This window comes from Sinomicrobium weinanense (assembly GCF_018863395.1).
Lineage (GTDB): Bacteria > Bacteroidota > Bacteroidia > Flavobacteriales > Flavobacteriaceae > Sinomicrobium > Sinomicrobium weinanense.
This window is the reverse complement of sequence record NZ_JAHKRR010000011.1, coordinates 31,743-55,532: the sequence shown is the minus strand read 5'-3', so window position 1 is coordinate 55,532 and position 23,790 is coordinate 31,743. Positions and strand designations below refer to the sequence as shown.

Here is a 23,790-nt window from a genome sequence, read left to right as displayed (position 1 = left end):
ATGAAATTTCGCTTTTCAAATGGATGATAATTTTATAATTGAACTCATTTTAGGCTTTTTTATTTTGAATTTTTTTAGTGTCAGGACCACGAAGCACAGGTAGTTGAAGCCTTTCCAGCTTTCCGTTGTGGTGTCAAACCTGTTGAGGAGTGAACGAAAGCTGTCCATCCATGCATTAGTACGCTCTATGGCATATCGTTAGATTATATAGTTCATGGAAATTCCTGTAACTGGATTTTTCGTGGTCCTAGGTCACAAACCCAATACAGAGATTTTTGAAAATCATCTCCGTTTAAACAAGACAGGGTATAGTTATTAATGTCCCGGGTACGCCACAGACAGCACCCTGTTTTCAATATCTCCAACCATATTTCCGTATTTAATGGTTGTTTGATCTTTTATTTGATTCCATTCCTGGTCCGCCATAAATTTTTTCCATTGTGCAGTCATGGTTTTTTCATCGGGCCATTTTAATAGGTATACGAACTCGATGCGTCCATTGAATTTAGACTTCCAGGTTCCTAAAATATTAAATTCGTATTTTTTCATAATCCGAACAACGTATTCTCGCATTCGTTCATAAAATTCTGTTTCATTTTTCTCAAATAATTCGTAAATCCTTAATTGATATACTTCCTTGGAGTTTTTTGTGTTTAAATGATTTTCCATTGTATTTATTGTTTTATGATCAGATTGTGCTAATCCGGGTATATTATTTGGGTTCCTATATGAATATGATGTTTCATATGTTGATATTATATTTTGATCCAAAAATATAATACCTTTGATGCTCTGCGAACAATCTATTAATACTTATTCGGTATGAAAAAGAATAATCTGTATTATTTCTGTGTATTGGCTGATGAACTGCACTTTGGAAATGCCGCTAAAAAACTCCATATCACCCAGCCACCACTAAGTCGTGCAATTCAACAATTAGAAGAAGAACTAGAGTGTCTTTTGCTTAAGCGGGACCAACGGAATGTCACATTAACCCCGGCGGGAGAATATTTAAAACAACGTGGAGATGTATTATTGGCCAATTTATCCGAAATGAAGTCGGAAGTCAAAAAAATAGTTCATGGACAAAAAGGGGAATTACATATTACTCTGGTAGGCTCAATTATTCAAAGATTAATGCCCTATTTAAAAAGATTTATAAGGAAATATCCCTCTGTTAAAATAAAGATCAGTCAGTATACTACAAGAGAGCAGATTCAATTAATAAAGTCCGGTGATGCCGATATTGGTTTTCTGAGAGGTCCTATTTTTGCGAGGGGTTTAAATCTTTACGATTTTTATAAGGAACCTTTTGTTTTGGTTACTCCTCGTCATTTTAAAGGCACTGTATCGAAGATCGAAGATTTTCAGCAATTGTCGAATATGTCATATATTTCTTTTCCCCGATATTTGGCAAGAGGGTTGCATGATCAAATTACAAGGATATGTAATATGGCAGCATATTATCCTCATGTAATACACGAAGTTCACCAGTTGGATCTGATTGTTAGGATGGTTGAATGTGGTTTGGGAATTTCCATTATTCCCCAATGTGGCCTGGATGGTTTGTTGGCAGATATCCGGACATTTAAATTGGATTTCATATCGCAACAATCAGTGATCTCCTGTTATTTTAATGACCTTAAGGATAATCCTGTTCTAGGGAATTTTCTCAAAGAATTGAATATATCAAAAGAAGTCCACAAGAAATAATAAAGGTGGTGTGCCCGTTTTATCTTTTTAAGATCATTTTTCGTGCCGGTTACCCATATTATGATTGAACTCATTTAGACTTTTTTATCTTGATTTTTTTAGTGTCAGGACCACGAAGCACAGGTAGTTGAAGCCTTTCCAGCTTTCCGTTATGGTGTCGAACCTGTTGAGGAGTGAACGAAAGCCGTCCATCCATGCATTGGTACGCTCTATGGCATATCTTAGATTATATAGTTCTTGGTCAAAATATTCTTCCCTGTCCACATTCCCATTCCTTTTATTGAAGCAGACGTTGGTATTGATATCCTTTAGGCACCATTTCCTGAAATGGTAGTAAACACCTTGCCACGTCAAGGCCCTTTCGGCAAAAAGAGCCGTTACGGGTAAGTATTCCCATTGTACACCGGTCTTCATCTTATAAAGAACTGCATTGACAATCTCGGATGGCTCCACTCTAGGAGGAAATCCGCGGCTGGGCATCGGGATGTTGGGAACTATTTCCATTTCTATTGTATCTTTGTCAAGTACTTTGTACATGGGCTATGGAGTTTGAGTGTCGCAACACAAATATCCGTAGCCCTATATTTCGATCCAAAAAAAAGTCTAAATCACTTCATTAACAATATCTTGAACAAAAAAAGAAGAGCCAGGCAAAATCAAACAGTATATGGAATAGCTATCTGTTAAGATCCACCGACCTGCCCCCCGTTTATCTTGTTGTAAATCCCGACAACCCTTCCATCCGTCAGGCTGGCTACAAAACAGCTTACGCCCAGCAAACAGTGATAGGGCGTGTTGAAATTATGCAAATACTTTTCTGGAATAAGGCTGAGGACAAGGGTGTCGTAATGCGTTTCTTTTCCACGGTATCTTCTCAGGGCGGCCTTGCAGAAGACGGCCAGCAACCTTTCTACAATGGCATAACCGGCAATCTCCTTTTCGGTCACTTCCTTGGAACGGTATATTTTCTCAATGCTGAGTTTTATGATATCGTTTACCTGGGCCGTATACCTGCTCCGGTCTAAGAGGGAAGTGGAAAATTCTCCTTTTAATATGGCTTCTTCATTTTGCGTAAACACCCTTGTAGCTTCGCCGATAAGGGTGTTGATGGCCAGGGCACGAAGGTAGCTGATACGGTCTTCCCGCGTCTTTAACTCCCCGTATTTTTGGGTATTGATACTGTCTTTTACGAGTTTTATCAGGTATTCCAGGGCATATTCCTCTTCGATCAGGCCAAGGTTAATACCGTCTTCAAAATCGATAATGGTATAACATATATCGTCCGCAGCTTCCACGAGAAAGGAAAGTGGATGCCGGGCATAGGAGATGTCCTCACCTGTCCGTGTTTGTATAAGGTTGAGTTCGGATGCCACATCGGTAAAAACATCCTGTTCGGACTGGAAAAAACCGAACTTTTTGTCGGCAATGTGGCTTGTAGGTTTTTTGGGCAGGGACCCTTTGGGGTATTTGGTAAATGCCCCCAGGGTGGCATAGCTGAGCCTCAGGCCGCCCTGCACCCCGTCCCGGCTCTCGGTAAGTATCTTAAAACCGTTGGCGTTGCCTTCAAAATCCGTCAGGTCCTGGTATTCTTTAGGACTTAGCAATTCTTTATATGCCTCTCCTTCGCCCGACTTAAAGAACGCCCCTATGGCTTTTTCCCCGCTGTGCCCGAAAGGAGGGTTGCCTATATCATGGGCCAGGGCCGCAGCGGCTACGATAGCACCAAAATCGTTAAAGCGGTAGCCGTGTACTTCTTTCAGGTAGGGATGTTTTTCCAGTATTTTTTTCCCGACGATCCTCCCGAGGCTCCGCCCTACCACAGACACTTCCATACTGTGTGTAAGCCGAGTATGGACAAAATCGGTCTTGGACAGCGGGATCACCTGCGTTTTGTCCTGCAAACTCCGGAAGGAGGAGGAAAATATGATCCGGTCGTAATCTACCTCAAACCCCAGCCGGGTCTCTTCCTGTTCTTTTCGCAATCGTTTATTGGTATCGCCCTGTCGTTTCAGGGATAAAAGTTCTTCCCACTGCATCATAATGGTTCCGTGTTATTATTAGGGTTCGGAGCTTTTTGTTTTCCCTCCGACACATTCAAAACCCCGGAAAGGTCCTTGACAAAAGTCTTTCCGGGGTTAAAAATACATTTTTATTTTATCTGAAAGCTACGATCCGCACATCAGGCAATCGTCGCCCTCGCTTTCACGCGATTTGGCAAGCATTTCCTTCAACTCTTCGGGTGTCAGCGGCTCTACGGCTTCGGGCTGGTTTTTCCCGGAAGCCTGCACTACGGTTGCTGCTTCTGCGGGTATTTCCGCCTCTTTAGGGACCGGAGCGGCCTTTTTGCCATTGTCCAGTGTAAACTTAATAGCATCTACGGCCGATTTGGTCCTCAGGTAGTACATTCCTGTTTTAAGGCCACTCTTCCAGGCGTAGAAATGCATGGACGTGAGCTTGGCGTAGTTGGCATTTTCCATAAACAGGTTAAGCGACTGGGACTGGTCTATAAAGTAGCCCCGTTGGCGGGACATATCTATGATGTCTTTCATACTCAGCTCCCATACGGTCTTGTAAAGGTCTTTAATATCCTGCGGAATGCCATCTATGTGCTGAACAGACCCATTGGCACGCATCAGTTCCTGTTTCAGCTCTTCTGTCCACAGGCCGAGATTTACCAGGTCTTCCAGCAGATGTTTGTTCACTACTATAAATTCTCCGGACAATACTCTTCTGGTGTAGATATTGGATGTGTAAGGTTCAAAACATTCGTTATTGCCAAGTATCTGTGAGGTTGAAGCTGTTGGCATAGGCGCTACGAGTAGGGAGTTTCGCACGCCGTGTTTCACCACGTCTTTACGCAGCTTGCCCCAGTCCCACCTTCCGCTCAGCTCTTCGTCTTTGATACCCCAGAGGTTAAACTGAAATTCTCCCTGGGAAATGGGCGAACCTTTAAAACTTTCGTAAGCGCCTTCTTCTTTAGCCATTTCCATGGAGGCGGTCACAGCGGCAAAATAAATGGTTTCGAAAATCTCCTGGTTCAACGCCTTGGCCTCATCGGAGGTAAACGGCATCCTCAGCCGGATAAAGGTATCAGCAAGCCCCTGAATACCAAGCCCTATGGGACGGTGGCGGAAGTTGGAGTTCTCCGCTTCTTTTATGGGATAGTAGTTCCTGTCGATCACCCTGTTCAGATTGCGGGTAACGCGTTTGGTGACCCTGAACAGCTCTTTGTGGTCGAACTCATTGCCCTTGATAAACATGGGCAGCGCTATGGATGCCAGGTTACATACGGCCACCTCATCGGGCGAAGTGTATTCCATGATCTCCGTACAGAGGTTGGAAGAACGTATGGTTCCGAGGTTTTTCTGATTGGATTTCCTGTTGGCCGCATCCTTGTACAGCATGTATGGGGTACCGGTCTCTATCTGTGATTCGAGTATTTTTTCCCAGAGATCTCTTGCTTTTATGGTTTTCCTGCCCTTTCCGGCAGCCTCGTATTCTTCGTATTTTTTCTCAAACTCTTCGCCATGGCTGTTGAACAGGCCGGGGCATTCGTTAGGGCACATCAGGGTCCACTCGCCATTCTGCTCCACCCTTTTCATAAACAGGTCGGGGATCCACATGGCATAGAACAGGTCGCGCGCCCGCATTTCTTCTTTTCCGTGGTTTTTCTTCAGGTCGAGGAAATCCATGATATCGGCATGCCACGGCTCTACATAAACGGCAAAACTACCTTTTCGTTTTCCGCCACCCTGGTCTACATAACGGGCAGTATCGTTATATACCCGGAGCATGGGCACTATTCCGTTGGATGTACCATTGGTCCCGGCAATATAACTCCCCGTAGCACGGACATTGTGAATGGAAAGCCCTATTCCCCCGGCTGACTGGGATATTTTTGCGGTTTGTTTCAAAGTATCGTAGATCCCGTCTATACTGTCCTCTTTCATGGCCAGCAAAAAGCAGGAAGACATTTGCGGTTTGGGTGTACCGGAATTAAAAAGTGTAGGTGTAGCGTGTGTAAAGTATTTTTTGGACATGAGCTCATAGGTCTCTATGACGCTTTTCATATCGTCGAGGTGGATCCCTACGGCAACCCGCATCAGCATGTGTTGCGGGCGTTCGGCAATCATGCCGTTGAGTTTCAGGAGGTAGGACCTTTCGAGGGTCTTGAACCCGAAATAGTCATATCCGAAATCGCGGTTGTATATAATGGTAGAGTCCAGCGTATCGGCATTTTCCTGAATGACCTTATGGACTTCATCAGACAATAGCGGTGCTTTTTTCCCGGTTCGCGGGTTGACGTAATTATAGAGGTCTGCCATGGTTTCTGAAAAGGACTTCTTGGTGTTCTTGTGCAGGTTAGACACCGATATCCTCGCCGCCAGTTTGGCATAATCGGGGTGTGTGGTGGTCATGGTAGCTGCGATCTCGGCTGCCAGGTTATCCAGTTCGGAGGTCGTCACTCCGTCATACAATCCTTCTATGACCCGCATGGCTACTTTTACCGGATCCACCAGGGAGTTTAACCCATAACATAATTTTCTGACCCGTGCCGTGATCTTGTCGAACATCACGGGCTCTTTTCTACCGTCTCTTTTTATTACATCCATACCGCTACTGTTTTTTTGATTAAATATTTTTCATAAGGTTTATTATTTGGTTGTTCCGAGACTATTCTACCCCTTAAACCCCGGAACAGGTGTGCTTTGTGTTGTTGTTTTCTATTTCTAGAAGTCGGCGTCGAAACTGATCTTTTGCGACTCGTCGTCCTTATCCTTGTTCATCACCCCGGCTTTCTGGTACTCGGACACCCTCTTTTCAAAGAAATTTGTTTTTCCCTGCAGGGATATCATGTCCATAAAATCGAACGGATTGGTGGAGTTATACACTTTTCCGCATTCGAGTTCCACCAGCAGCCTGTCTGTTACGAATTCGAGGTATTGCGTCATCAGTTTGGCATTCATTCCAATGAGGCTCACGGGGAGGGACTCGGTGATAAACTCCCTTTCTATGTTCAGCGCATCTACAATGATCTCCTTAATGCGTTCTTTAGATACCTTGTTTACCAGGTGATTATTGTGGAGATGGCAGGCAAAATCACAGTGCATTCCTTCGTCCCTGGATATCAGTTCATTCGAAAAGGTAAGCCCGGGCATCAATCCTCTTTTCTTCAGCCAGAAGATGGAACAAAAGGCCCCGGAAAAGAAAATACCTTCCACAGCGGCAAAGGCAATGAGCCTTTCGGCAAACGAGTCGGATTCTATCCACTTCAATGCCCACTCCGCTTTTTTCTTTATGGCCGGAAAAACCTCTATGGCCTTAAAAAGCTGGTCTTTCTCTGCTTCGTCCTTCACATAGGTGTCTATCAATAACGAATAGGTTTCCGAATGGATATTTTCCATCATGATCTGGAACCCGTAGAAGAATTTAGCCTCGGAATACTGCACTTCATTTACAAAATTCTCAGCGAGGTTTTCATTGACAATACCGTCAGAAGCAGCAAAAAATGCCAGAATGTGCTTTATAAAATACCGTTCATCGTCACTCAGTTTGTTGTTCCAGTCATTCAGGTCCTGGTGCAGGTCAATCTCCTCTGCAGTCCAGAAACATGCTTCCTGCTTTTTATACCAATCCCATATATCGTGATGCTGGATGGGAAAAATGACAAACCTGTTTTTATTTTCTTGTAAAATGGGCTCTGTAGTCGCTGACATTTCTTCTCGTTTTTAGGACATTAATACTTTATTGAGTGAGGTAGGTTGGGACTAACAAAGATTGCAAAATGTCGTTAGAAATGAAAGGTAAAACCCCTGCTTTAATTTAAAAGTTTTTAACAGCACCTGTTGAAATGTCTTCCCGGAAAGATTTTCAGTAAATCACATAATACACTGAATAACAGTTATTTAAATTTAAATCGGTTCTTATTGAAAAAAGCGGGATTATTAAAGGCAAGCCCTTGTTTTAAAGGCAAAAGAGAAGATTTGTTTGAAAAAAATAACGCTGGAGGGACTGGCCGGGTAAATGGGTCATATGTAGAAAGTTGGGGATAATTTTTACTTCTTCACATCCCCGGCCACTTCTTCCAGCTCCCTGTACCAGTCTTCTCCGAATTTACGGATCAGGGCTTCTTTTGTGAATTTATATACAGGCACCTGCAGTTCTTTTCCCAGGGCACAGGCATCATCGCAGATATGCCATTTGTGATAATTCACGGCTGCAAACTCCGAATACTGTTTGACCCTCACCGGATAGAGGTGACAGGAAACGGGTTTTTTCCAGGCTATTTCATTCTTGTTATAAGCCTGTTCAATACCGCAAAGCGCTGTTCCCTTATCATCGAAAGTAACATAAGCGCATTCACTCCCATTGACCAGCGGGGTCTCCCATTCGCCATCCTCACCTTTAACAAAGGTCCCCTGTTCTTCAATGGCAGCAACACCTTCTTCTCTCAAAAAAGGCTTCACTTTGGGATATATCTCTTCCAATATCGCTGTTTCCTCATCTTCCAGCGGCGCCCCGGCATCTCCGTCCACACAGCAGGCTCCCTTGCAGGCCGACAGGTTACACACAAAATCTTCTTCGATGATCTCTTCGGATACTATGGTCTTTCCTAATTGAAACATGCCGCAAAGATAGGGACAAAAGTTAGAAATACGAAGTTAGAAGTACGAAGTTGGAAGCTCCGGCTCTTTAATTCCCGTTACTCATCACGTAACGACTTCGTCGGGTTGGCCAGTGCTGCCCTGATAGCCTGTGAGCTCACCGTAAATAGCGCAATAAGAAATGCCCCGAGACCCGCAAAAGCAAATACCTGCCAGTGTATCTCGGTACGGTAATCATAGCTCCCCAGCCAGTTTCCCATCATCCACCAGGTAACGGGGAAAGCTATGGTGCAGGCCACCGACACCAACAGGACAAACTCGCGGTTGAGCAGTTTCATCAGGGACGAAACGGAAGCGCCCAGCACCTTCCGGATGCCCATTTCCTTTGTACGTCTTTCTGCTGTAAAGGCAGCGAGACCGAAGAGGCCGAGACAGGAAATGATAATGGACAGCACGGCAAATACGCCGGCGAGTTTCTGGATGAGCATTTCGGATTTGAATTTACTATTGAAAGTATCATCCAAAAAATGGTATTCAAACGGGTATCCGGGGTTATTTTCCCTGATCACCTGTCCGATACGGGAAACAGCCTCTGAAAGATCAACCCCGGCCCTGGTCTTGATGTTGATAAAGCCCCTATCTGCCTGAAACGGATGAAAAAACAAGGGTTCGGATGGCGCATAAACATTGTTGTACACAAAATCCTTTACCACACCGATCACGGTATACGGAGTATCGCCCCAACGTACAGTTCGTCCTGCTACCTTGCCATCCGGGTCAATAAGCCGTGCAAACGCCTCGTTGATCACAATGCTGCTGCTATCGCCCAGTTGACGTGGACGGAAATCACGGCCTTCTGTCAGTTGCATCCCCATGGTAGAAACAAAATCGGCATCGGTATGAAGGATCCCTATGAGCACCTGTTTGTTCGGGTCTTTACCTTCCCAGCTGATCCCGGTGGTATTGGAGTGGATATTAAGCACTTCCATATTGCTCAGCCCTGCACGCTCCACATCACCGGTTGCGGTGAGCTGATCTTTGATAACATCGATATGTTCCAGCATTGTTCCACGTAGCTGTGTGGTGAGCACCTGGCTACGATCGTACCCCATGTCCCGGCCTTTTGTATGCTCAATTTGCTGAAAGATGATCGTGGTGCAGATAATAAGTGTAATGGAAGCTGCATACTGGAGCACCACAAGTCCGCGGCGAATGAATACCGTGGCCCCGGATTTTTGCTTAACACCTTTAAGTGTGGTCACAGGATTGAACGACGACAGGTAAAAGGCAGGATAACTCCCGGAGATCAATCCGCACACCAGCACGATCCCCGCAAGGAACATCAGGTGAGCAGGCCTGAACAGGTCAATGGTCAGTTCTTTTTCCACGAGATTGTTGAATGCCCCGACAGACAGGTAGATCAGCCCTATGGCGAGCAATGCAGACACCGTGGCCAGGATCACGGACTCCCCGAGAAACTGACTGATAAGCGAACGTTTTGAGGCGCCTACCACCTTACGCATGCCCACTTCCCTGGCACGCTTTTCCGAACGGGCCGTAGCGAGGTTCATAAAGTTGATACAGGCAATGAGAAGCACTACCCAGGCAATGATACTGAAAAGGCGGACATACTTGATACGCCCCTCCTGTTCGTTGCCATCCCTGTCGAAACTGTCGTAGAGCCTCCAGCGCTCCATGGGGTAAAGGAAGTTACGGGAAAATGTGGTTTCGCCATTGGTTTTTCTTATGACAAATTCATCCAGCTGGCCGTTTACATCGGCCAGGTCGGCCTGTGGTTGCAGTTGCACAAGGGTAAGGATACCATTGGTCCCCCAGTTTTTCAGCCACGCTTTTCCGCGTTCGAAATTTTTAAAAGGGATCAGCCAGTCAAAGGTTATGGAAGTATTTCCGGGCATGTCTTTTACTACACCAGATACGGTATAGCTTTCATCGTTGTCAATGCGCACCTGCTTGCCCAATGCGGGTTCGTTACCAAACATCCGTTTTGCGGCAGATGCCGTGATAACAAGGTTATTGATATCACTTAATGCGGACTGACGGTCGCCCTCGAGAAACTCCAATGCAAAAACAGAGATAAAGTCGGGGTCTACATACCGCCCGGTCTGGTAGATGTTATTGTCCCCGAGGTTAAACAGGAGTGACGTGTCCCAGGAAGAACGCACAGCGTGCCGGATACCGGGAATCTCGGCCTCGATAGCACCTGCCAGCAGTCCCTGGCTGGCTCCGAATACATGGGTGGTTCCATCATAGACCTGCCTGGATTTAACGGTGTAGATGTTTTCCTTGTCCGGGATATGTTTGTTATAGCTCAACTCATCTTCCACCCACAGGAAAATAAGCGATGCCGCAGCAATACCCACCGCCAGGCCGAAAATATTCAGAAAACTATATCCTTTGGTCTTCCACAGGTTGCGGAGCGTGATTTTGAAATAATTCTTAATCATACCTTTTTATTTCAGGAGAATTGTTAAAAGCTGGTCTTAGTCACAGAAATCGGTTCACAATATCATCCTTTCCGTGCTATTTTGCCACTGACAGCAGAGGACATCGATATAAAACACAATTTATAGTATTAATTCTCAAAAGTCATAATCATGCCAAAAATACAATCACTTATATTTCAAAACATTGTGGTTTTAAAAAGCCATATGAACTGTATCGTTTTGATACACTTTGTGTTCGATAGCGATACACTTTAAAAAATTTAAAGACCATTAATTCTGCATTTTCACAAAAAAGTATGAAACCACAGGTTTGAAATTATTTTATTTTTTGCCCCTTTACGTTTAGCTAACATTAAGTTAGCAATCACATAGAGCGGCGTCACAAAATATTTTTCCTATTTTAGCATCGCCTTTTTTAACAAAAGACCCAAGCCATGAAAAAAATACTTTTCTTTTTTATTACGTGCATGATAGTAACCGGCGCTTCAGAGGAAGCTCTTGCCCAGGACGGGAAGGGCTTTATTAAAAACAAGGTCATTGCCCATCGCGGTGCATTTAAAAACACCGGTTCCCCGGAAAATTCGCTGGCTTCCCTGAACCACGCCATAGAAATGGGATGCGAAGGTTCTGAATTTGATGTCTGGATGACAGCAGACAGTGTACTCGTGGTAAATCACGATGCCGATTTTATGGGCATGTTCATCGAAGACACCACTTACAAAGAACTCCTTCAAAAAAAGTACCCGAACGGGGAAAATATCCCTACCGCAGAGGCCTATATAAAGGAAGGGATTAAACAAAACCACACCAAACTTATCTTTGAGATAAAGCCTTCCAAAAAAAGTAAAGAACACGGCCTTAAACTCGCGGAAAAATCAGTAGCCCTGGTACATCAGCTCAACGCTCAAAACTGGGTAGATTATATCAGCTTCGACTACGATATCTGCAAAAAGGTGATGGAACTCGACCCCAAAGCTAACGTCGCTTACCTCAACGGAGATCTTTCTCCCGCCGAACTGAAAAAGGACGGTTTCTTCGGACTGGACTACTCGCTCAAAGTGATAAAAAAACACCCGGAATGGATAAAGCAGGCCAGGGAAAACGGACTTACCGTTAATGTATGGACCGTGAATAAAAAAGAAGACATGGAATGGCTTCTCGACGAAGGAGCAGACTTTATCACTACCAACGAACCGGAACAACTGCTGAAGATCATAAGCAACAAATAACACCACTCCTGCCCGGCTTCATTTACTGCCCTTTTACAGTCAAGGCAGAGGGAGTGTTTTGCCTGAATTTAAAATTTTATGACCGAATTCCGGTTTATCCGACAGATATCCTTACTTTTGCCATCATTTTTTTTAACTCGCTGCTACTATGAACTTTAGCTTAAAGGAAATCGCGACCGCCACCATGGTATTGTTTGCCGTGATCGATATTATAGGAAGCATCCCTATCATTATCGGCCTCCGGGAAAAAGTAGGCCATATTCAGTCGGAAAAAGCATCGGTCGTTGCAGGGATCATTATGATCGCTTTTCTCTTTGTTGGCGAAACGATATTGAGCCTTATCGGTATTGATGTGTATTCTTTTGCCGTGGCAGGGGCTTTTGTCCTCTTTTTTCTCGCTATTGAAATGGTTCTCGGCATCACCCTTTACAAAGATGATGCTCCGGAAACAGCATCTGTCGTCCCCCTTGCTTTTCCCCTGGTCGCCGGAGCAGGGACCATGACCTCCATTCTGTCCCTGAGGGCCGAGTATTACGTGGAGAACATTATCGTAGCCATCATGGTCAATATCCTCTTTGTATATATTGTCCTTAAATCTTCTAAAAAGATAGAACGGAAGCTGGGCAAATCAGGACTTGGGGTCATTCGAAAGATATTCGGTGTGATCCTGCTGGCCATTGCGGTAAAACTGTTTGCCAGTAATGCCAGGAATCTGTTCTAGCTTCGACTTCACTCAGCTACCGTAATTCGACTTTACTCAGCTAACACCCGATTTCCCGGTCCCTGAGCAAAGCTGAAAGGCAGGTATGAGATTCCCAGGCTTTTTTAACCTTCCTCTAACACCTTCCCCGGAACCGGGTTCTTTAAATCTTTGTACCTTTGTGCAGGAAATAAAAAAAGATACATGAAATATTTCATCCTGATATTGATCCTCCTGGCCCTTGGCCTTATAGGTTACAACATTACACTGATAGATTTCAGTACTCCCTTTGACGGTGACAGCATCGTGGCACTTATCGGTGTTTTTTCTGCTCTTTGCGCCATACTGCTTCTGGTTATCTTTATGCTCTCTAAAAAAATACAGGACAGGATCAAAAACAGCAAGTAATGTTTGATGCTCTCGTTATTGGCGGAGGTGCTGCGGGAATGCAGTGTGCCCTGGTACTGGGGTCTGCAAAGAACACTGTTTACGGCAGCGGCAAAAAGACAGGGATCATTATGCATCAGAAAGCCTCTCACCTGCAGAGCGCCCTGCTCAACAACGTTCTGGGAATTGCCCCCGGCACCACAGGCATGGACATCCTGGAACAGGGAAAACAGCACCTTGCTGCGAAATACCCCCACGTTGTACAAATAGAAAAAGAAAAAGTAATTGCCGTAAGCGGGGAAGCGGGAAATTTTATTGTAAAAACAAACAAGGCAGAATACGTGGCCAAAATCGTTGTCGTTGCCCTGGGGTATACCGATCTTTTTAATATCGAAGGCCTCAATGAATACCTCATCCCACACCGGCTCTCTCCCCCTTCAAAGAACAGGAAACAACTGCAAAACACCGATCACCTGGTCAAAGAAGGGCTATACGTTGCCGGTACCCTTGCCGGATGGCGCAGCCAGTTTGCCATTGCCGCAGGAAGTGGCGCCCAGGTAGCTACGGACATTCTTACCTTCTGGAACGGGGGTAAACACACCAAAGTTCACGACAAAATATAAAGGGCGGTATCTGAACTGACAGGGCGGCACTGGAAAAGATTGAAGGAGATTGAGCAAGCTCTTCAAATTAATCTCCCAGTACTGTGGGATTCAATCTTTTTTAATCTCCAACTTTTCAGCATTCGAGTTATCAACCTCAGCCCCATCATTATCGTTACGGCTGAGTTCTATTACTTTGGAAATCGCATGGTCTCCCGTATTGACGATCCGGGTATAGGCATCAGGACCGTAAAGCTGCTCTGCTATGGTAGCTTTGATATATTTTTTCAGGCTATCCTCATAGGGAGAAAAATCTATCCTGGAAAAGTCCACACCTACAATAGCCCTGTTTCGTTTTCCATACTTTATAAATTCTTCGATGAGATCGTCGCCAATATCCACTGTTTCCACAAATTCATCCTCGTTATACCCGCTGTATAAACTCCTGTTCTTGTCCAGGTATTCAAATGCAAAATATGAGAGGAAACCATTCTCCAGCACATAGTTGAGGGCTTCTTCTTCCAGGCTGGTATTGAGCGGGATAAAAACGTCCGGCACTATCCCTCCGCCTCCGTAAACCACCCTGCCTTTGGGGGTGGTGAATTTCAGGGAATCATTGACGTGTATACTGTCGGCCGTAACCAGTTCCCCGTTGTGATACCTTTCGTAGAACTGATGATAATAGTCATCTATACCTTTGTCATAAGACCGTTGTATGGACCGCCCGGTCGGCGTATAGTACCTGGATACGGTAAGCCTTACTGACGAACCGTCGCCAAGTGCCATTTCGCGCTGTACCAGCCCTTTTCCGAAAGATCGCCTGCCTACAATGACCCCCTTGTCATTGTCCTGTAAGGCCCCTGCAACGATCTCGCTGGCCGAAGCAGATTTTTCATCGATAAGCACAAAGACCTTTCCGTCCTCGAAATCCCCGCGGGCTGTGGCAAAGGCTTTCCGCACTTCTCCCCTTTTGTTCTTGGTAAACAGTATCAGTTTATCTCTTTCCAGGAATTCATCCGCAATCTCTTCGGCTACGCCCATATATCCTCCGGGATTATCCCTTAGGTCCAGGACCAGCTGGGTTGCCCCGCGACGCATCAGGGTATCCAGCGCCTTCTTGAATTCGGTATAGGTGGTCTCGGCAAAGCGGTTTATTTTTACGTACCCCAGCCTGTCGGTAAGCATATAAAAGGCATCTACACTTTGTATTGGCACTTTCGCCCTTTTTACGGTCAATGTAAGAAGGGTGTCTTCTTCTTTCCTGTATACTTTCAATGCCACGGGAGTTCCTGCAGTTCCCTTGAGCTTATCGACCAGGTCCCTGCTGCGGAGATGCTTTCCGAACAATGTATCGTTATCGGCAAAGAGGATCCGGTCTCCGGATCTTATTCCCGCTTTGATACCGGGGCCGCCTTGTATGGGCCGTATCACGGAAAGCGTATCGTTATACATGCGAAAACTCACTCCTATCCCCACAAAATCCCCCTGCATATTCTCTGATACCTGCTGTCTGTCTTCCCGGGAAATATACACCGAGTGTGGGTCTAGTTTTTCCAGTATCTTATTTACTGTGATGTCTACGATACTGTCTGTATTGACCTCGTCGACGTAATCGTGTTCGATATAATCGACAAGCCGGTTTAGCTTTTCTTTTTTGGAATTGGAGGAAAAGAACTTCCGCGGGGTATCGTCGAAATTGAGACTTCCCCCAATAAGAACGCCGGCCGCCAAAGCAGTAGCAAGAAGGATGGGCAGCCATATGTTCTTTTCGTTCTTCATTTATTCCTCCAGGTTAGAGATCTGTTTTAATTCAACGCCTGCCTTAGCAAGAAATTGTAATCCGGAGTCGTCTTTATACGCCTGGTAATACACCACTCTCTTAATTCCTGCCTGATGCACTAATTTACTACATTCTTTGCAAGGAGACAAGGTAATGTATAAAGTTGCCCCGTTACACGACTGTGTGGAAGAAGCTACTTTAAGAATGGCGTTAGCTTCGGCATGGAGCACATACCACTTGGTGTAGCCTTCATCGTCCTCGCATATATTCTCAAAACCTGTGGGAGTACCGTTATAGCCGTCAGATATAATCATCCGGTCTTTTACAATAATGGCACCAACCTGCCTGCGTTTGCAATAAGATAACTTGCTCCATTCCATGGCCATACGCAGGTAAGCCCGGTCGTATTTTTCCTGTTTTTTTTCTGACATATCAATACGGATAGTTTTCTATCAGCATAGGCAACACCACACCGATCACAATGGCTGATATAACCATGATCCAGTCTCTCCGGTTAAACCGGAAAATAGTGGACAAAATAAACCCTAAGATCAGGACCACAAGCACTACGATGACCTGTGCGGTTTCAATGCCCAGGGCAAATTCCAGCAGAGGCAGAAATTTGTTTTCCTCTCCGGCTATGATCCCTTTGAAATATGTGGAGAAACCAAGCCCGTGAATAAGCCCGAAAAAGAGGGTCACAAAAAATGCCGGTCCGAACTTTTCCACACCCGAACGCCGTGTTGCAGTAAATATATTAAACAATGCCGTAACCATAATGGTCACGGGAATAAGAAATTCCACCAGTGCAGAGCTCACCTTTACCAGCCCGTAAGCAGACATCACCAGGGAGAATGAATGCCCCAGGGTAAAGATGGTAACCAACCACAACACTTTCTTCCAGTGACCGAAGGAATAAGGAACCGTCAGAGCTATGAGAAAGAGAATATGGTCGTACGCATGGATGTCCAGGACATGTGTAAGTCCCAATTTAAAATACAGCCAGAACTGTGACATAAACATACTATTTTGAGGTTGCCCAAACTTACGATTTATTTAGAAAAATCGTATATTTATATGATAAATAAACCATAACGTTAACTTATAAACCCGAAAAACAATGAGTTTCGGAGCCGGGCACATATTGGACATGATCAACCGGATGAAGCAGAATGCTGCTTTAAAACCATCACGCAGGCCAAAATTCAGGGATTACCGGGAGCAAATGCATTCTTCGGATTTCAAACGGACAACTTACGATTTCCCCCGGGTTTCCGCAAAAAAGCTCGAAGAACTCAAAAGAGATATCCGGAGAGTGGCAGGCCGGGAACGCCGGAGGCAATTTGCAGCGTTGCTGCTTATATCTGTCGTGGTTTCCGTTGCTGCCGTATTGTTCTTATCAAAACCCGGCTAAGCAAAAGCTAAACAAACTGTTAAAGCATCGTTTCTCCGCAAAATTATTCTTAATTTTGTACACAAGTTAAAAAAGTAGAAATATGTATCCGGAAGAACTCGTAAAACCAATGAAAGAAGACCTGACCAGCGTCGGGTTTGTCGAATTACATACCCCTGAAGAAGTTGATGCCGCCCTGGCCAAACCCGGAACCACGCTTGTAGTGGTTAATTCGGTATGTGGCTGTGCCGCGGCAAATGCAAGGCCGGGAGCCAAGATCTCTCTCGAAAATGCCAAGAAACCAGATCATATAGTCACCGTTTTTGCTGGTGTAGACCGGGAAGCGACAGACAGGGCCAGAGGCCATATGGTCCCTTTTCCTCCGTCATCCCCGAGCATGGCACTTTTTAAGGACGGAGAGCTAGTGCATATGCTGGAACGCCATCATATCGAAGGCCGCCCTGCAGAAATGATCGCCGATAACCTGGTAGAAGCATACAACGAGCATTGCTGATATCCATTCGGCATAAAATAGATTTTAAGAGATTGTCTCAAAAGTAACATTTACGTCAACCTGAACTTGCCTGCACTGAGCATGGCCGAAGTGTCGAAGGGTGACAGTTCAGCATGACGGTTTTCACAACTTTTGAGACAATCTCTTGTTTTAATAGCTTACAGCCAGCCCCTCAAAAGTCAAAATTCACCATTTTGCATCTTCACAACTCCACCGGACATTGCGTATCGTAAAAGTTTTCCTTTTTTGGTTCTGTAAAAAGCGAATTTTGGTAATGTAAACCAAATCCTGTTAATTATTTTATCGGGGTTAATTTCACCTGGAATTTCCCGGATTTCGGCATACGCAGGTCGCAAAGTTCAAACTGTTACAGGCCGAACTTTTCGCAGAAAATACCAGGAATAAGATCGGAAAAACGCATCGCAATGCCTGTGGCACTTTATTTCCGGAATTTCCGGTAAACAAAAAAGCCCAGTATCCCCATCAGAATATAAGGGATAGCCATAAGGTATACGATCCCGTTGTTAATGCCACGGGCGGCTTCCTGCCCCTCACCGCTTTCCAGCACAGCCCGGCACATGGCACACTGCGCTTCGGCCGGCAGCACGGCCAGCAGGAAAATAAAGATGAATATGTAATGTTTCAGGTTCAAGGTTTAAAAATTCAAAGTTTCAATTTTGATGGCTGACCGGGGTTGAAACTTAATGGTTTTTGCTTTCCGGTTGCCGCTTATTTTTAATCTCCGCCGCCTTTACTTTAATCAATCTTTTTTCAATCTCTACTCAATCTTCTTTCAATCTCCTCCTGTATCCCTAAATTTTTCCGCGCTCTACGTACCGATTCTGCACCAGACAGCTCATAAGGAGTAATACTACCCGTAATACGGGGAGATCATCAGGTAAACGACCACTCCTGTAACTGCTACATACAACCAGATAGGGAAGGTAACTTTCGCTATCTTTTTGTGTTTATCGAACCGCCTGGAGAGCGCTCTCACGAATGAAATAAGCACCAGCGGTATGATGGCTATGGAGAGCAGTATATGTGTAATAAGAATAAAATAGTACACATATTTTACAGCTCCCACGCCTCCGTAAGGCGTAGAATCTGATGTCATATGATAGGCTACATACATCACCAGGAACGCGGCAGACAATCCTATACAGGTCTTCATAAGGCGTTCGTGCAGGGCTGTTTTACCGTTTTTAACAGCCCATACCGCTACTACCAGTAAAACCGCTGTCAACCCGTTGATCGTAGCGTATATCGGCGGTAAAAATGACAAGGGTTCTACATTGGGGATCTTTACTCCGAACAGTATGGCCACCACTACCGGAATAGCAATGGACAGAATAAGGATAAGCCTGTTGTATTTCTTCTCTTCTACAGCTGTGGTCATACTTTTAATTTTAATTGCCCAGCAGGGCGGCAATATCTTCTTTCAGCATTGCAATCCCTTCTTCTTCCAGGCCGTCATAATAAACCATAGGATTGCCAAACTTATCGGTCCGGGATCGTATATTCCCTTCGCCATCGATCAGGGCGAACATCCCGGAATGCTCAAAACCTCCTTCGACCTCGGGGTTTACTCCGGCATACAGATTAAAGCCGTTATTGGCCAGGTTGTATATCGCATCCTGGTCGCCGGTAAGGAAATGCCAGTTCGGATGTTTAACTCCGTATTTCTCGGCATAGGCTTTCAACACTTCGGGGGTATCGTTTTCTGGATTGATGGTAAACGAAGCTATTCCGAAACCGGAGTTGTCCTGAAATGCGTTTTGTATCTTTATCATGTTCTCATTCATCACCGGGCAAATGGTAGGACAGGTGGTAAAAAAGAATTCCACCACATAGACTTTTCCCTTATAATCTTCATTGGTGATGGTATTGTTGTACTGATCGGTAAATTTAAAGGGAGGGACCTCACCTACCGTTACCAGGTCTTCTGCTTTGCTTTTTTTGCTTTCCTGACCGATCTTATGCCTGTCGCTGTCCACAATATTCCCTTCCTTTACCCGATCAATAATTTTGGGAATGAATATAATACCAAACACCAGGATCACCAAAGAAACCCAGATATATGTATAATTGCCTTTTTTCATGGAATTTGTGATTTTAGATTTATGGTTTTATCGACGTACGACAATAAGATGTACGACTTATGACGCACCCCGTATATTCTAAATCTTATGTCTTATTATCGTCTAGCCCCGGCTTTTCATCCTCTTCTATCTTATTTCAATTTCTTGAGATAGGAATCCCGCTTGCTGATGGTGTTATTCTTTTTCAGTGCCAGCCGGTATTCGGCCAGCAGCACTTTCACATCGTCTACCATCTTGTCATTGAGTTCGGCCACCGAACCGGCATCAAAACCGTATAACCTGTCTCCTGCGTCCTCGTCTTTTTTCCTTCCTCTCAAATTCCGGTCTTTGTCAATTATAAAAACATAGGGAGTACTCATATCTCCGTCCAGGGTAAGATTAGTTTTCAGGCTGTCAAAAAGGTCCCGGATGTCTTTGTCCGTTCCGAAGAGGAATTTCCATTTTACCATGTCCGTAAGCGGGGACAATTCCGATCTCAGGGCCTGTACTTCTCCTTCCGATCCTTCGGGCAGGACCATTACAAACTGAAAGTCGGCAAACTGATAAAATCTCTTGTATATCTTCTGGTTAATATTGAAAGCGTTCCCCTTTTTGCTTTCGGGGCCCCTTCCCAGAAAACCGAGAACAGTGATCTTGTCCTGTAACCTTACCTCATCTCCCTCTAACGAACTGAAAGCCGTTACTTCCTTCACACCTTCGGTGAGCACGGGCAATTTTACAAAATTGTTCACCCCTGAAGCAAAAAAAAGATAAGCCACTATGGGAAGGATAAACAAAGCTCCGAGAACAACATATTTCTTCATCTTCAACACAAATTAAAGGCCCGGGGAACGAATATCCCAAAACCACTACAAAAATAAAAAAGACGGTTCAAAACCGCCTTTCTTATACTGTTAAATATCCTTTAGAAATCCCAGCTTATAAAACCGTTTCTCATCACATCATGCACATAATTCCCTTCGGTAAGCAATATAAATATCAAATACGGTATGAGAATAAGCAACGGCAGCACTATACTCCATCTGAAACTGCCCTTTTCTCCTTCCAGGTGCATAAAAGCCCAGGCAATATAATATGCCTTGACTATCGTGAGGATAATAAATATCCAGTTCAGTATCTTCATACCAATGATATGCGTCATAGACCATCCCGGTTTTACGATACCGAGGGCGACTTCCACAATGGTTATGAGGGACAATATAACGAATACCGTCCAGATCCTCTTTACGTTTGATGCGTGTGCGTGTGCCATTTTCCCAATTATATTATCTCAACTCCCTTCCGGGAATATTCAATGTTTTGTCTGTTCCTAAAATTATACGAGGTAGAAAAAAGTAAATACGAATACCCATACCAGGTCTACAAAGTGCCAGTACAGCCCTACTTTTTCCACCATTTCATAGCTCTTTCTCTTCTCGTAGGTTCCGAGGATGACATTAAAGAATATGATCAGGTTGATCACCACTCCGGAAAACACGTGAAAACCGTGAAAACCTGTGATAAAGAAGAAAAAGTCGGCAAACAGCCTGTTCCCGTACTCATTTCTTTCCAGGTTGGCCCCTTCGACCACCAGAACGGCACTTTTTAACTTCTCTGCAGATTCTTCCCTGCTGAGTATTGTTTTATGCCCTTCCTCGTTAAGTGTTTCTGTTCTTATTACAATATTGGAGTTTGCCGTAAAACCATCCACAATATCTTTTACCGTATATACGGCCTCGCCTTCCTTTTCGGCAGCATATCCGTTGGCATTTATATGTTGCTTTCCTTCACCTGTGGGTGCGGCAAAATCGTGCAGGGCGATCTGCTTACCGGTCTCGGAGTTTACAAATTGAAGGATCCTTCCTCCCCGGGTTTCCACGGCGCCGTATTCGCCAGCGATAAAGTTTTTCCACTCCCAGGCCTGTGAACCGAGAAATATGGCCCCTCCGATAATGGTGAGCAGCATATACCACGCCACTTTTGTCCTCTTGAGCTGATGCCCGGCATCTACGGCCAGCACCATGGTCACGGAAGAAAAAATAAGAATAAAGGTCATCAACGCTACATAGTACATCGGGGCATCTACTCCGTGCAGGAACGGGAAGTGCGTAAACACTTCGTCTGCAATAGGCCAGGATTCGATAAACTTAAATCTCGAAAAACCGTAAGCGGCCAAAAATCCGGAAAATGTCAAGGCATCGGAAACGATGAAGAACCACATCATCATTTTGCCGTAGCTGGCCTTGAGCGGCTCATTGCCTCCTCCCCAAACTTTGCCTTCTGTAGCTGTTGTAACAGTAGCTTCCATACACTAATACATATATCTGTTTAAAAAACTGCCCAAATTTACGTTTTTTTCTTATCTAAAGAAAAAGAAAAATAAAATGAGATATAACCATAAAAAGTCCAGGAAATGCCAAAAGGTCACACCCAATTCTAAACCAAGGGTTTGTCCCGGTACGTATTTTTCTTTAAAATGATTATAAATTACGGTTAAAAGGACGATCACACCCGCAAAAACGTGTACTATGTGTGCCACTGTAATGGCATACAGGAACGAAGTGGTGATGGTACTCTGACTACCGGTGAAATAATATCCGTCTTCAACGATCTGGGCAAAGCCTGCAAACTGGGATACGATAAATGCTATTCCCAGCACCAGGGTTACGAGCAATAATACAGTTCCCCTGTTCCGGTTACCCTGCATGATGGCCCTTTTGGCCCAATGAAAGGTGACACTGCTCACCAGGATAAATGCAGTACTCGTAAAAAAGGCGGACGGCAACTGAAAGTCATCCAGCCAGTCGGGCCTGGTCTTACTCACTACATAGGCACTGGTAAGCCCGCCAAAGGTCATTAGTATGCTGATCATACCGAACCAGAGCATCATTTTTCTGGCCCTGATATTCTTTTCTTCAAAAGTTCCCTGTGTTAAATCCATATTTCGACTTCGCTCAATAACCGTGCTTCGGCTTCAGTTTATCCTGAGTTTAACCGAAGGACTCAGCAACCGTGTCTCAACTTCGCTCGACAACCGGTTACACTTATTATACAATCGTTTTCGGGATATTTAACTACCAAACAATCTATCCCCTCCGATAATTCAGTAACTACTTCAACTTATAAACTTATCTGCCACGTAAACTATCTGTACAAAAGTGATATAAGCCACACTGGCCAGCATCAGCTTGCGGGCGGCTACATTGTCTTTTTGCTGATAGAGGCGGATGGCAAAATACAGCATTCCCACCCCCAGCAGTGCTACGATCACTGCTCCGGCTAAAGAAAGGTGCAATTGACCGGTAAGGCCGGTTGCCGGGAATACGGAAACTACAATCATCCATATGGTATACATGATCACCTGCAATGCGGTGGCCCTGTCTTTCTTCCCGGTGGGCAGCATATAGTATCCTGCTTTTTTATAATCGTCATACAGCAACCAGCCAATGGCCCAGAAATGGGGAAATTGCCAGAAGAACTGTATCATAAACAAGGTTCCGGGCTCTATTCCAAAATTATTGGTTGCCGCCACCCAGCCCAACATAAAGGGTATGGCCCCGGGAAATGCCCCTACGAACACGGACAACGGGGTTTTTGTCTTTAACGGGGTATATACACTGGTATACAAAAAGATGGATATGGCTCCGAACATGGCGGTTTTCGGGTTTACCATATACAGGATCACCACTCCGAGTATAGCACATACCGTAGCGATGATAAATGCGGTATTCACAGACATCCTTCCCGCAGGGATGGGCCTGTTCCTGGTGCGCTGCATCAGGGCGTCGAGATCGCGCTCGATGATCTGGTTATAAGCATTGGATGCTCCCACCATAAAATACCCGCCTATCATCAACAACAGCAATACTTTATAATCGATAGTTTCAGCGCCGAGAAAGTAGCCGGCAACAGAAGAAAACACCACACTTACGGCCAGGCCTACCTTGGTAAGCTGTTTAAAATCGTCCAAAGCCTGGGTAAACGCTCCTGTTCTTGTAGTTGTTCGCAATACCGTTTTCATCGGTTTCAGATGTGAGAATGTGAGAGGGTGAGAAAGTGAGATGTTTTTAGATAAAAAATCACTCTGACACCTATGACCTTTTCATTCCTCGTTTAAATAATCGGGTGCAAAGATACCGTTTAAATTATAAATTCGGAATTTTGAGGCTTGCTATTTTTTTAAGGAGGTTTTGGGCTTTCGGGGTGAGTCCCCCTCCCCCTTCGGGACCTCCCCCTAGGGGGGAGGGATTCTTCTTTTTTATATCGTTTGTTGATCCGATGATTCTCCCCCCTTCGGGGGGATTCAAGGGGGGGGGACGTT

25 protein-coding genes and 1 pseudogene are annotated in these 23,790 nt (G+C 44.8%); 7 read left to right on the top strand and 19 right to left on the bottom strand.

The window, feature by feature from the left end; translation table 11 throughout:
• Window positions 1-15 precede the first annotated feature (15 nt).
• Window positions 16-198 (bottom strand): annotated as a pseudogene (locus KN811_RS19645) (IS5 family transposase); the annotation flags it as partial.
• 117 nt (window positions 199-315) lie between these two features.
• On the bottom strand, window positions 316-669 hold the full coding sequence (locus KN811_RS19640; RefSeq protein ID WP_187964019.1) for an NIPSNAP family protein: 354 nt from the start codon (window positions 667-669) through the stop codon (window positions 316-318).
• A gap of 153 nt (window positions 670-822) precedes the next feature.
• Between KN811_RS19640 and KN811_RS19635 the strand changes: the two genes are divergently transcribed.
• Window positions 823-1,713 carry a LysR substrate-binding domain-containing protein gene (locus tag KN811_RS19635; protein WP_187964018.1) on the top strand — a complete coding sequence of 297 codons (891 nt, stop codon included), beginning with the start codon at window positions 823-825 and terminating at the stop codon, window positions 1,711-1,713.
• An 84-nt stretch (window positions 1,714-1,797) separates the two neighbouring features.
• Here KN811_RS19635 and KN811_RS19630 read toward each other — a convergent pair whose 3' ends face one another.
• The 6 genes from KN811_RS19630 to KN811_RS19605 form a co-directional block, all read right to left on the bottom strand.
• Complete coding sequence (locus tag KN811_RS19630; protein ID WP_187964017.1) at window positions 1,798-2,250, bottom strand: transposase; 453 nt, start codon at window positions 2,248-2,250, stop codon at window positions 1,798-1,800.
• A gap of 146 nt (window positions 2,251-2,396) precedes the next feature.
• Entirely contained in the window at window positions 2,397-3,749 is a 1,353-nt protein-coding gene (locus KN811_RS19625) for a deoxyguanosinetriphosphate triphosphohydrolase (RefSeq protein WP_187964100.1), read from the bottom strand.
• 129 nt (window positions 3,750-3,878) lie between these two features.
• Window positions 3,879-6,326 carry a ribonucleoside-diphosphate reductase subunit alpha gene (locus tag KN811_RS19620; RefSeq protein ID WP_187964016.1) on the bottom strand — a complete coding sequence of 816 codons (2,448 nt, stop codon included), beginning with the start codon at window positions 6,324-6,326 and terminating at the stop codon, window positions 3,879-3,881.
• Between the two features lie 117 nt (window positions 6,327-6,443).
• Window positions 6,444-7,430 carry a ribonucleotide-diphosphate reductase subunit beta gene (locus tag KN811_RS19615; protein WP_187964015.1) on the bottom strand — a complete coding sequence of 329 codons (987 nt, stop codon included), beginning with the start codon at window positions 7,428-7,430 and terminating at the stop codon, window positions 6,444-6,446.
• Window positions 7,431-7,769: 339 nt separating this feature from the next.
• Window positions 7,770-8,339 carry a DUF3109 family protein gene (locus tag KN811_RS19610; RefSeq protein ID WP_187964014.1) on the bottom strand — a complete coding sequence of 190 codons (570 nt, stop codon included), beginning with the start codon at window positions 8,337-8,339 and terminating at the stop codon, window positions 7,770-7,772.
• A 77-nt stretch (window positions 8,340-8,416) separates the two neighbouring features.
• Window positions 8,417-10,783: an ABC transporter permease gene (locus tag KN811_RS19605; RefSeq protein ID WP_187964013.1), complete on the bottom strand. Its 2,367-nt coding sequence runs from the start codon at window positions 10,781-10,783 to the stop codon at window positions 8,417-8,419.
• Window positions 10,784-11,217: 434 nt separating this feature from the next.
• Between KN811_RS19605 and KN811_RS19600 the strand changes: the two genes are divergently transcribed.
• The 4 genes from KN811_RS19600 to KN811_RS19585 all read left to right on the top strand — a co-directional run bounded on the left by KN811_RS19600 (window position 11,218) and on the right by KN811_RS19585 (window position 13,722).
• Window positions 11,218-12,012, top strand: a complete 795-nt coding sequence (locus KN811_RS19600) for a glycerophosphodiester phosphodiesterase (protein ID WP_247716569.1) — start codon at window positions 11,218-11,220, stop codon at window positions 12,010-12,012.
• 148 nt (window positions 12,013-12,160) lie between these two features.
• Window positions 12,161-12,733 carry a MarC family protein gene (locus tag KN811_RS19595; protein ID WP_187964012.1) on the top strand — a complete coding sequence of 191 codons (573 nt, stop codon included), beginning with the start codon at window positions 12,161-12,163 and terminating at the stop codon, window positions 12,731-12,733.
• A gap of 183 nt (window positions 12,734-12,916) precedes the next feature.
• Window positions 12,917-13,120 (top strand): hypothetical protein, encoded by a 204-nt coding sequence (locus KN811_RS19590; protein WP_187964011.1) that lies wholly within the window; start codon window positions 12,917-12,919, stop codon window positions 13,118-13,120.
• The gene (locus KN811_RS19585) at window positions 13,120-13,722 is read left to right on the top strand and encodes an FAD-dependent oxidoreductase (RefSeq protein ID WP_187964010.1); all 603 of its coding nucleotides are present in this window, start codon (window positions 13,120-13,122) and stop codon (window positions 13,720-13,722) included. The genes KN811_RS19590 and KN811_RS19585 overlap by 1 nt, the downstream gene beginning before the upstream one ends.
• Window positions 13,723-13,812: 90 nt before the next feature.
• Here KN811_RS19585 and KN811_RS19580 read toward each other — a convergent pair whose 3' ends face one another.
• Genes KN811_RS19580 through KN811_RS19570 form a run of 3 tightly spaced genes read right to left on the bottom strand, consistent with a single transcriptional unit; the run spans window position 13,813 to window position 16,498 of the window.
• Window positions 13,813-15,480 (bottom strand): S41 family peptidase, encoded by a 1,668-nt coding sequence (locus KN811_RS19580; RefSeq protein ID WP_187964009.1) that lies wholly within the window; start codon window positions 15,478-15,480, stop codon window positions 13,813-13,815.
• Window positions 15,481-15,912, bottom strand: coding sequence for a deoxycytidylate deaminase (locus tag KN811_RS19575; RefSeq protein WP_187964008.1), 432 nt, complete (start codon window positions 15,910-15,912; stop codon window positions 15,481-15,483).
• 1 nt (window position 15,913) lies between these two features.
• The gene (locus KN811_RS19570) at window positions 15,914-16,498 is read right to left on the bottom strand and encodes a HupE/UreJ family protein (protein ID WP_187964007.1); all 585 of its coding nucleotides are present in this window, start codon (window positions 16,496-16,498) and stop codon (window positions 15,914-15,916) included.
• A 103-nt stretch (window positions 16,499-16,601) separates the two neighbouring features.
• Here KN811_RS19570 and KN811_RS19565 point away from each other — a divergent pair, with 103 nt between their 5' ends.
• Together KN811_RS19565 and KN811_RS19560 are read left to right on the top strand one after the other, a co-directional pair.
• Complete coding sequence (locus KN811_RS19565; RefSeq protein ID WP_187964006.1) at window positions 16,602-16,895, top strand: hypothetical protein; 294 nt, start codon at window positions 16,602-16,604, stop codon at window positions 16,893-16,895.
• Window positions 16,896-16,977: 82 nt separating this feature from the next.
• Window positions 16,978-17,388 (top strand): BrxA/BrxB family bacilliredoxin, encoded by a 411-nt coding sequence (locus KN811_RS19560; protein ID WP_187964005.1) that lies wholly within the window; start codon window positions 16,978-16,980, stop codon window positions 17,386-17,388.
• Window positions 17,389-17,827: 439 nt separating this feature from the next.
• Here the strand turns inward: KN811_RS19560 and KN811_RS19555 are convergent, their stop codons facing one another.
• The 8 genes from KN811_RS19555 to cyoE form a co-directional block, all read right to left on the bottom strand.
• Complete coding sequence (locus KN811_RS19555) at window positions 17,828-18,040, bottom strand: hypothetical protein (protein ID WP_187964004.1); 213 nt, start codon at window positions 18,038-18,040, stop codon at window positions 17,828-17,830.
• A 219-nt stretch (window positions 18,041-18,259) separates the two neighbouring features.
• On the bottom strand, window positions 18,260-18,787 hold the full coding sequence (locus KN811_RS19550; RefSeq protein ID WP_187964003.1) for a DUF420 domain-containing protein: 528 nt from the start codon (window positions 18,785-18,787) through the stop codon (window positions 18,260-18,262).
• 10 nt (window positions 18,788-18,797) lie between these two features.
• Complete coding sequence (locus KN811_RS19545; protein WP_187964002.1) at window positions 18,798-19,490, bottom strand: SCO family protein; 693 nt, start codon at window positions 19,488-19,490, stop codon at window positions 18,798-18,800.
• A 131-nt stretch (window positions 19,491-19,621) separates the two neighbouring features.
• Window positions 19,622-20,293 (bottom strand): hypothetical protein, encoded by a 672-nt coding sequence (locus tag KN811_RS19540; RefSeq protein ID WP_187964001.1) that lies wholly within the window; start codon window positions 20,291-20,293, stop codon window positions 19,622-19,624.
• A gap of 101 nt (window positions 20,294-20,394) precedes the next feature.
• Window positions 20,395-20,742, bottom strand: a complete 348-nt coding sequence (locus tag KN811_RS19535) for a cytochrome C oxidase subunit IV family protein (RefSeq protein WP_187964000.1) — start codon at window positions 20,740-20,742, stop codon at window positions 20,395-20,397.
• Between the two features lie 63 nt (window positions 20,743-20,805).
• Window positions 20,806-21,777 (bottom strand): cytochrome c oxidase subunit 3, encoded by a 972-nt coding sequence (locus KN811_RS19530; protein WP_187963999.1) that lies wholly within the window; start codon window positions 21,775-21,777, stop codon window positions 20,806-20,808.
• Window positions 21,778-21,828: 51 nt separating this feature from the next.
• Window positions 21,829-22,410, bottom strand: a complete 582-nt coding sequence (locus tag KN811_RS19525) for a cytochrome c oxidase subunit 3 (protein WP_187963998.1) — start codon at window positions 22,408-22,410, stop codon at window positions 21,829-21,831.
• 174 nt (window positions 22,411-22,584) lie between these two features.
• Window positions 22,585-23,490: a heme o synthase gene (cyoE, locus tag KN811_RS19520; RefSeq protein ID WP_187963997.1), complete on the bottom strand. Its 906-nt coding sequence runs from the start codon at window positions 23,488-23,490 to the stop codon at window positions 22,585-22,587.
• Window positions 23,491-23,790: the final 300 nt, after the last annotated feature.

Excerpts from the sequence above, each read along its gene's own strand:
- KN811_RS19595 (WP_187964012.1), top strand. The coding sequence starts at position 12,161 with ATGAACTTTAGCTTAAAGGAAATCGCGACCGCCACCATGGTATTGTTT.
- KN811_RS19600 (WP_247716569.1), top strand. The coding sequence starts at position 11,218 with ATGAAAAAAATACTTTTCTTTTTTATTACGTGCATGATAGTAACCGGC.
- KN811_RS19580 (WP_187964009.1), bottom strand. The coding sequence starts at position 15,480 with ATGAAGAACGAAAAGAACATATGGCTGCCCATCCTTCTTGCTACTGCT.
- KN811_RS19550 (WP_187964003.1), bottom strand. The coding sequence starts at position 18,787 with ATGACCACAGCTGTAGAAGAGAAGAAATACAACAGGCTTATCCTTATT.
- KN811_RS19525 (WP_187963998.1), bottom strand. The coding sequence starts at position 22,410 with ATGGATTTAACACAGGGAACTTTTGAAGAAAAGAATATCAGGGCCAGA.
- KN811_RS19575 (WP_187964008.1), bottom strand. The coding sequence starts at position 15,912 with ATGTCAGAAAAAAAACAGGAAAAATACGACCGGGCTTACCTGCGTATG.
- KN811_RS19605 (WP_187964013.1), bottom strand. The coding sequence starts at position 10,783 with ATGATTAAGAATTATTTCAAAATCACGCTCCGCAACCTGTGGAAGACC.
- KN811_RS19570 (WP_187964007.1), bottom strand. The coding sequence starts at position 16,498 with ATGTCACAGTTCTGGCTGTATTTTAAATTGGGACTTACACATGTCCTG.
- KN811_RS19585 (WP_187964010.1), top strand. The coding sequence starts at position 13,120 with ATGTTTGATGCTCTCGTTATTGGCGGAGGTGCTGCGGGAATGCAGTGT.
- KN811_RS19535 (WP_187964000.1), bottom strand. The coding sequence starts at position 20,742 with ATGGCACACGCACACGCATCAAACGTAAAGAGGATCTGGACGGTATTC.
- KN811_RS19590 (WP_187964011.1), top strand. The coding sequence starts at position 12,917 with ATGAAATATTTCATCCTGATATTGATCCTCCTGGCCCTTGGCCTTATA.
- KN811_RS19565 (WP_187964006.1), top strand. The coding sequence starts at position 16,602 with ATGAGTTTCGGAGCCGGGCACATATTGGACATGATCAACCGGATGAAG.
- KN811_RS19625 (WP_187964100.1), bottom strand. The coding sequence starts at position 3,749 with ATGCAGTGGGAAGAACTTTTATCCCTGAAACGACAGGGCGATACCAAT.
- KN811_RS19530 (WP_187963999.1), bottom strand. The coding sequence starts at position 21,777 with ATGGAAGCTACTGTTACAACAGCTACAGAAGGCAAAGTTTGGGGAGGA.
- KN811_RS19615 (WP_187964015.1), bottom strand. The coding sequence starts at position 7,430 with ATGTCAGCGACTACAGAGCCCATTTTACAAGAAAATAAAAACAGGTTT.
- KN811_RS19640 (WP_187964019.1), bottom strand. The coding sequence starts at position 669 with ATGGAAAATCATTTAAACACAAAAAACTCCAAGGAAGTATATCAATTA.
- KN811_RS19620 (WP_187964016.1), bottom strand. The coding sequence starts at position 6,326 with ATGGATGTAATAAAAAGAGACGGTAGAAAAGAGCCCGTGATGTTCGAC.
- KN811_RS19630 (WP_187964017.1), bottom strand. The coding sequence starts at position 2,250 with ATGTACAAAGTACTTGACAAAGATACAATAGAAATGGAAATAGTTCCC.
- cyoE (WP_187963997.1), bottom strand. The coding sequence starts at position 23,490 with ATGAAAACGGTATTGCGAACAACTACAAGAACAGGAGCGTTTACCCAG.
- KN811_RS19635 (WP_187964018.1), top strand. The coding sequence starts at position 823 with ATGAAAAAGAATAATCTGTATTATTTCTGTGTATTGGCTGATGAACTG.
- KN811_RS19540 (WP_187964001.1), bottom strand. The coding sequence starts at position 20,293 with ATGAAGAAATATGTTGTTCTCGGAGCTTTGTTTATCCTTCCCATAGTG.
- KN811_RS19560 (WP_187964005.1), top strand. The coding sequence starts at position 16,978 with ATGTATCCGGAAGAACTCGTAAAACCAATGAAAGAAGACCTGACCAGC.
- KN811_RS19610 (WP_187964014.1), bottom strand. The coding sequence starts at position 8,339 with ATGTTTCAATTAGGAAAGACCATAGTATCCGAAGAGATCATCGAAGAA.
- KN811_RS19545 (WP_187964002.1), bottom strand. The coding sequence starts at position 19,490 with ATGAAAAAAGGCAATTATACATATATCTGGGTTTCTTTGGTGATCCTG.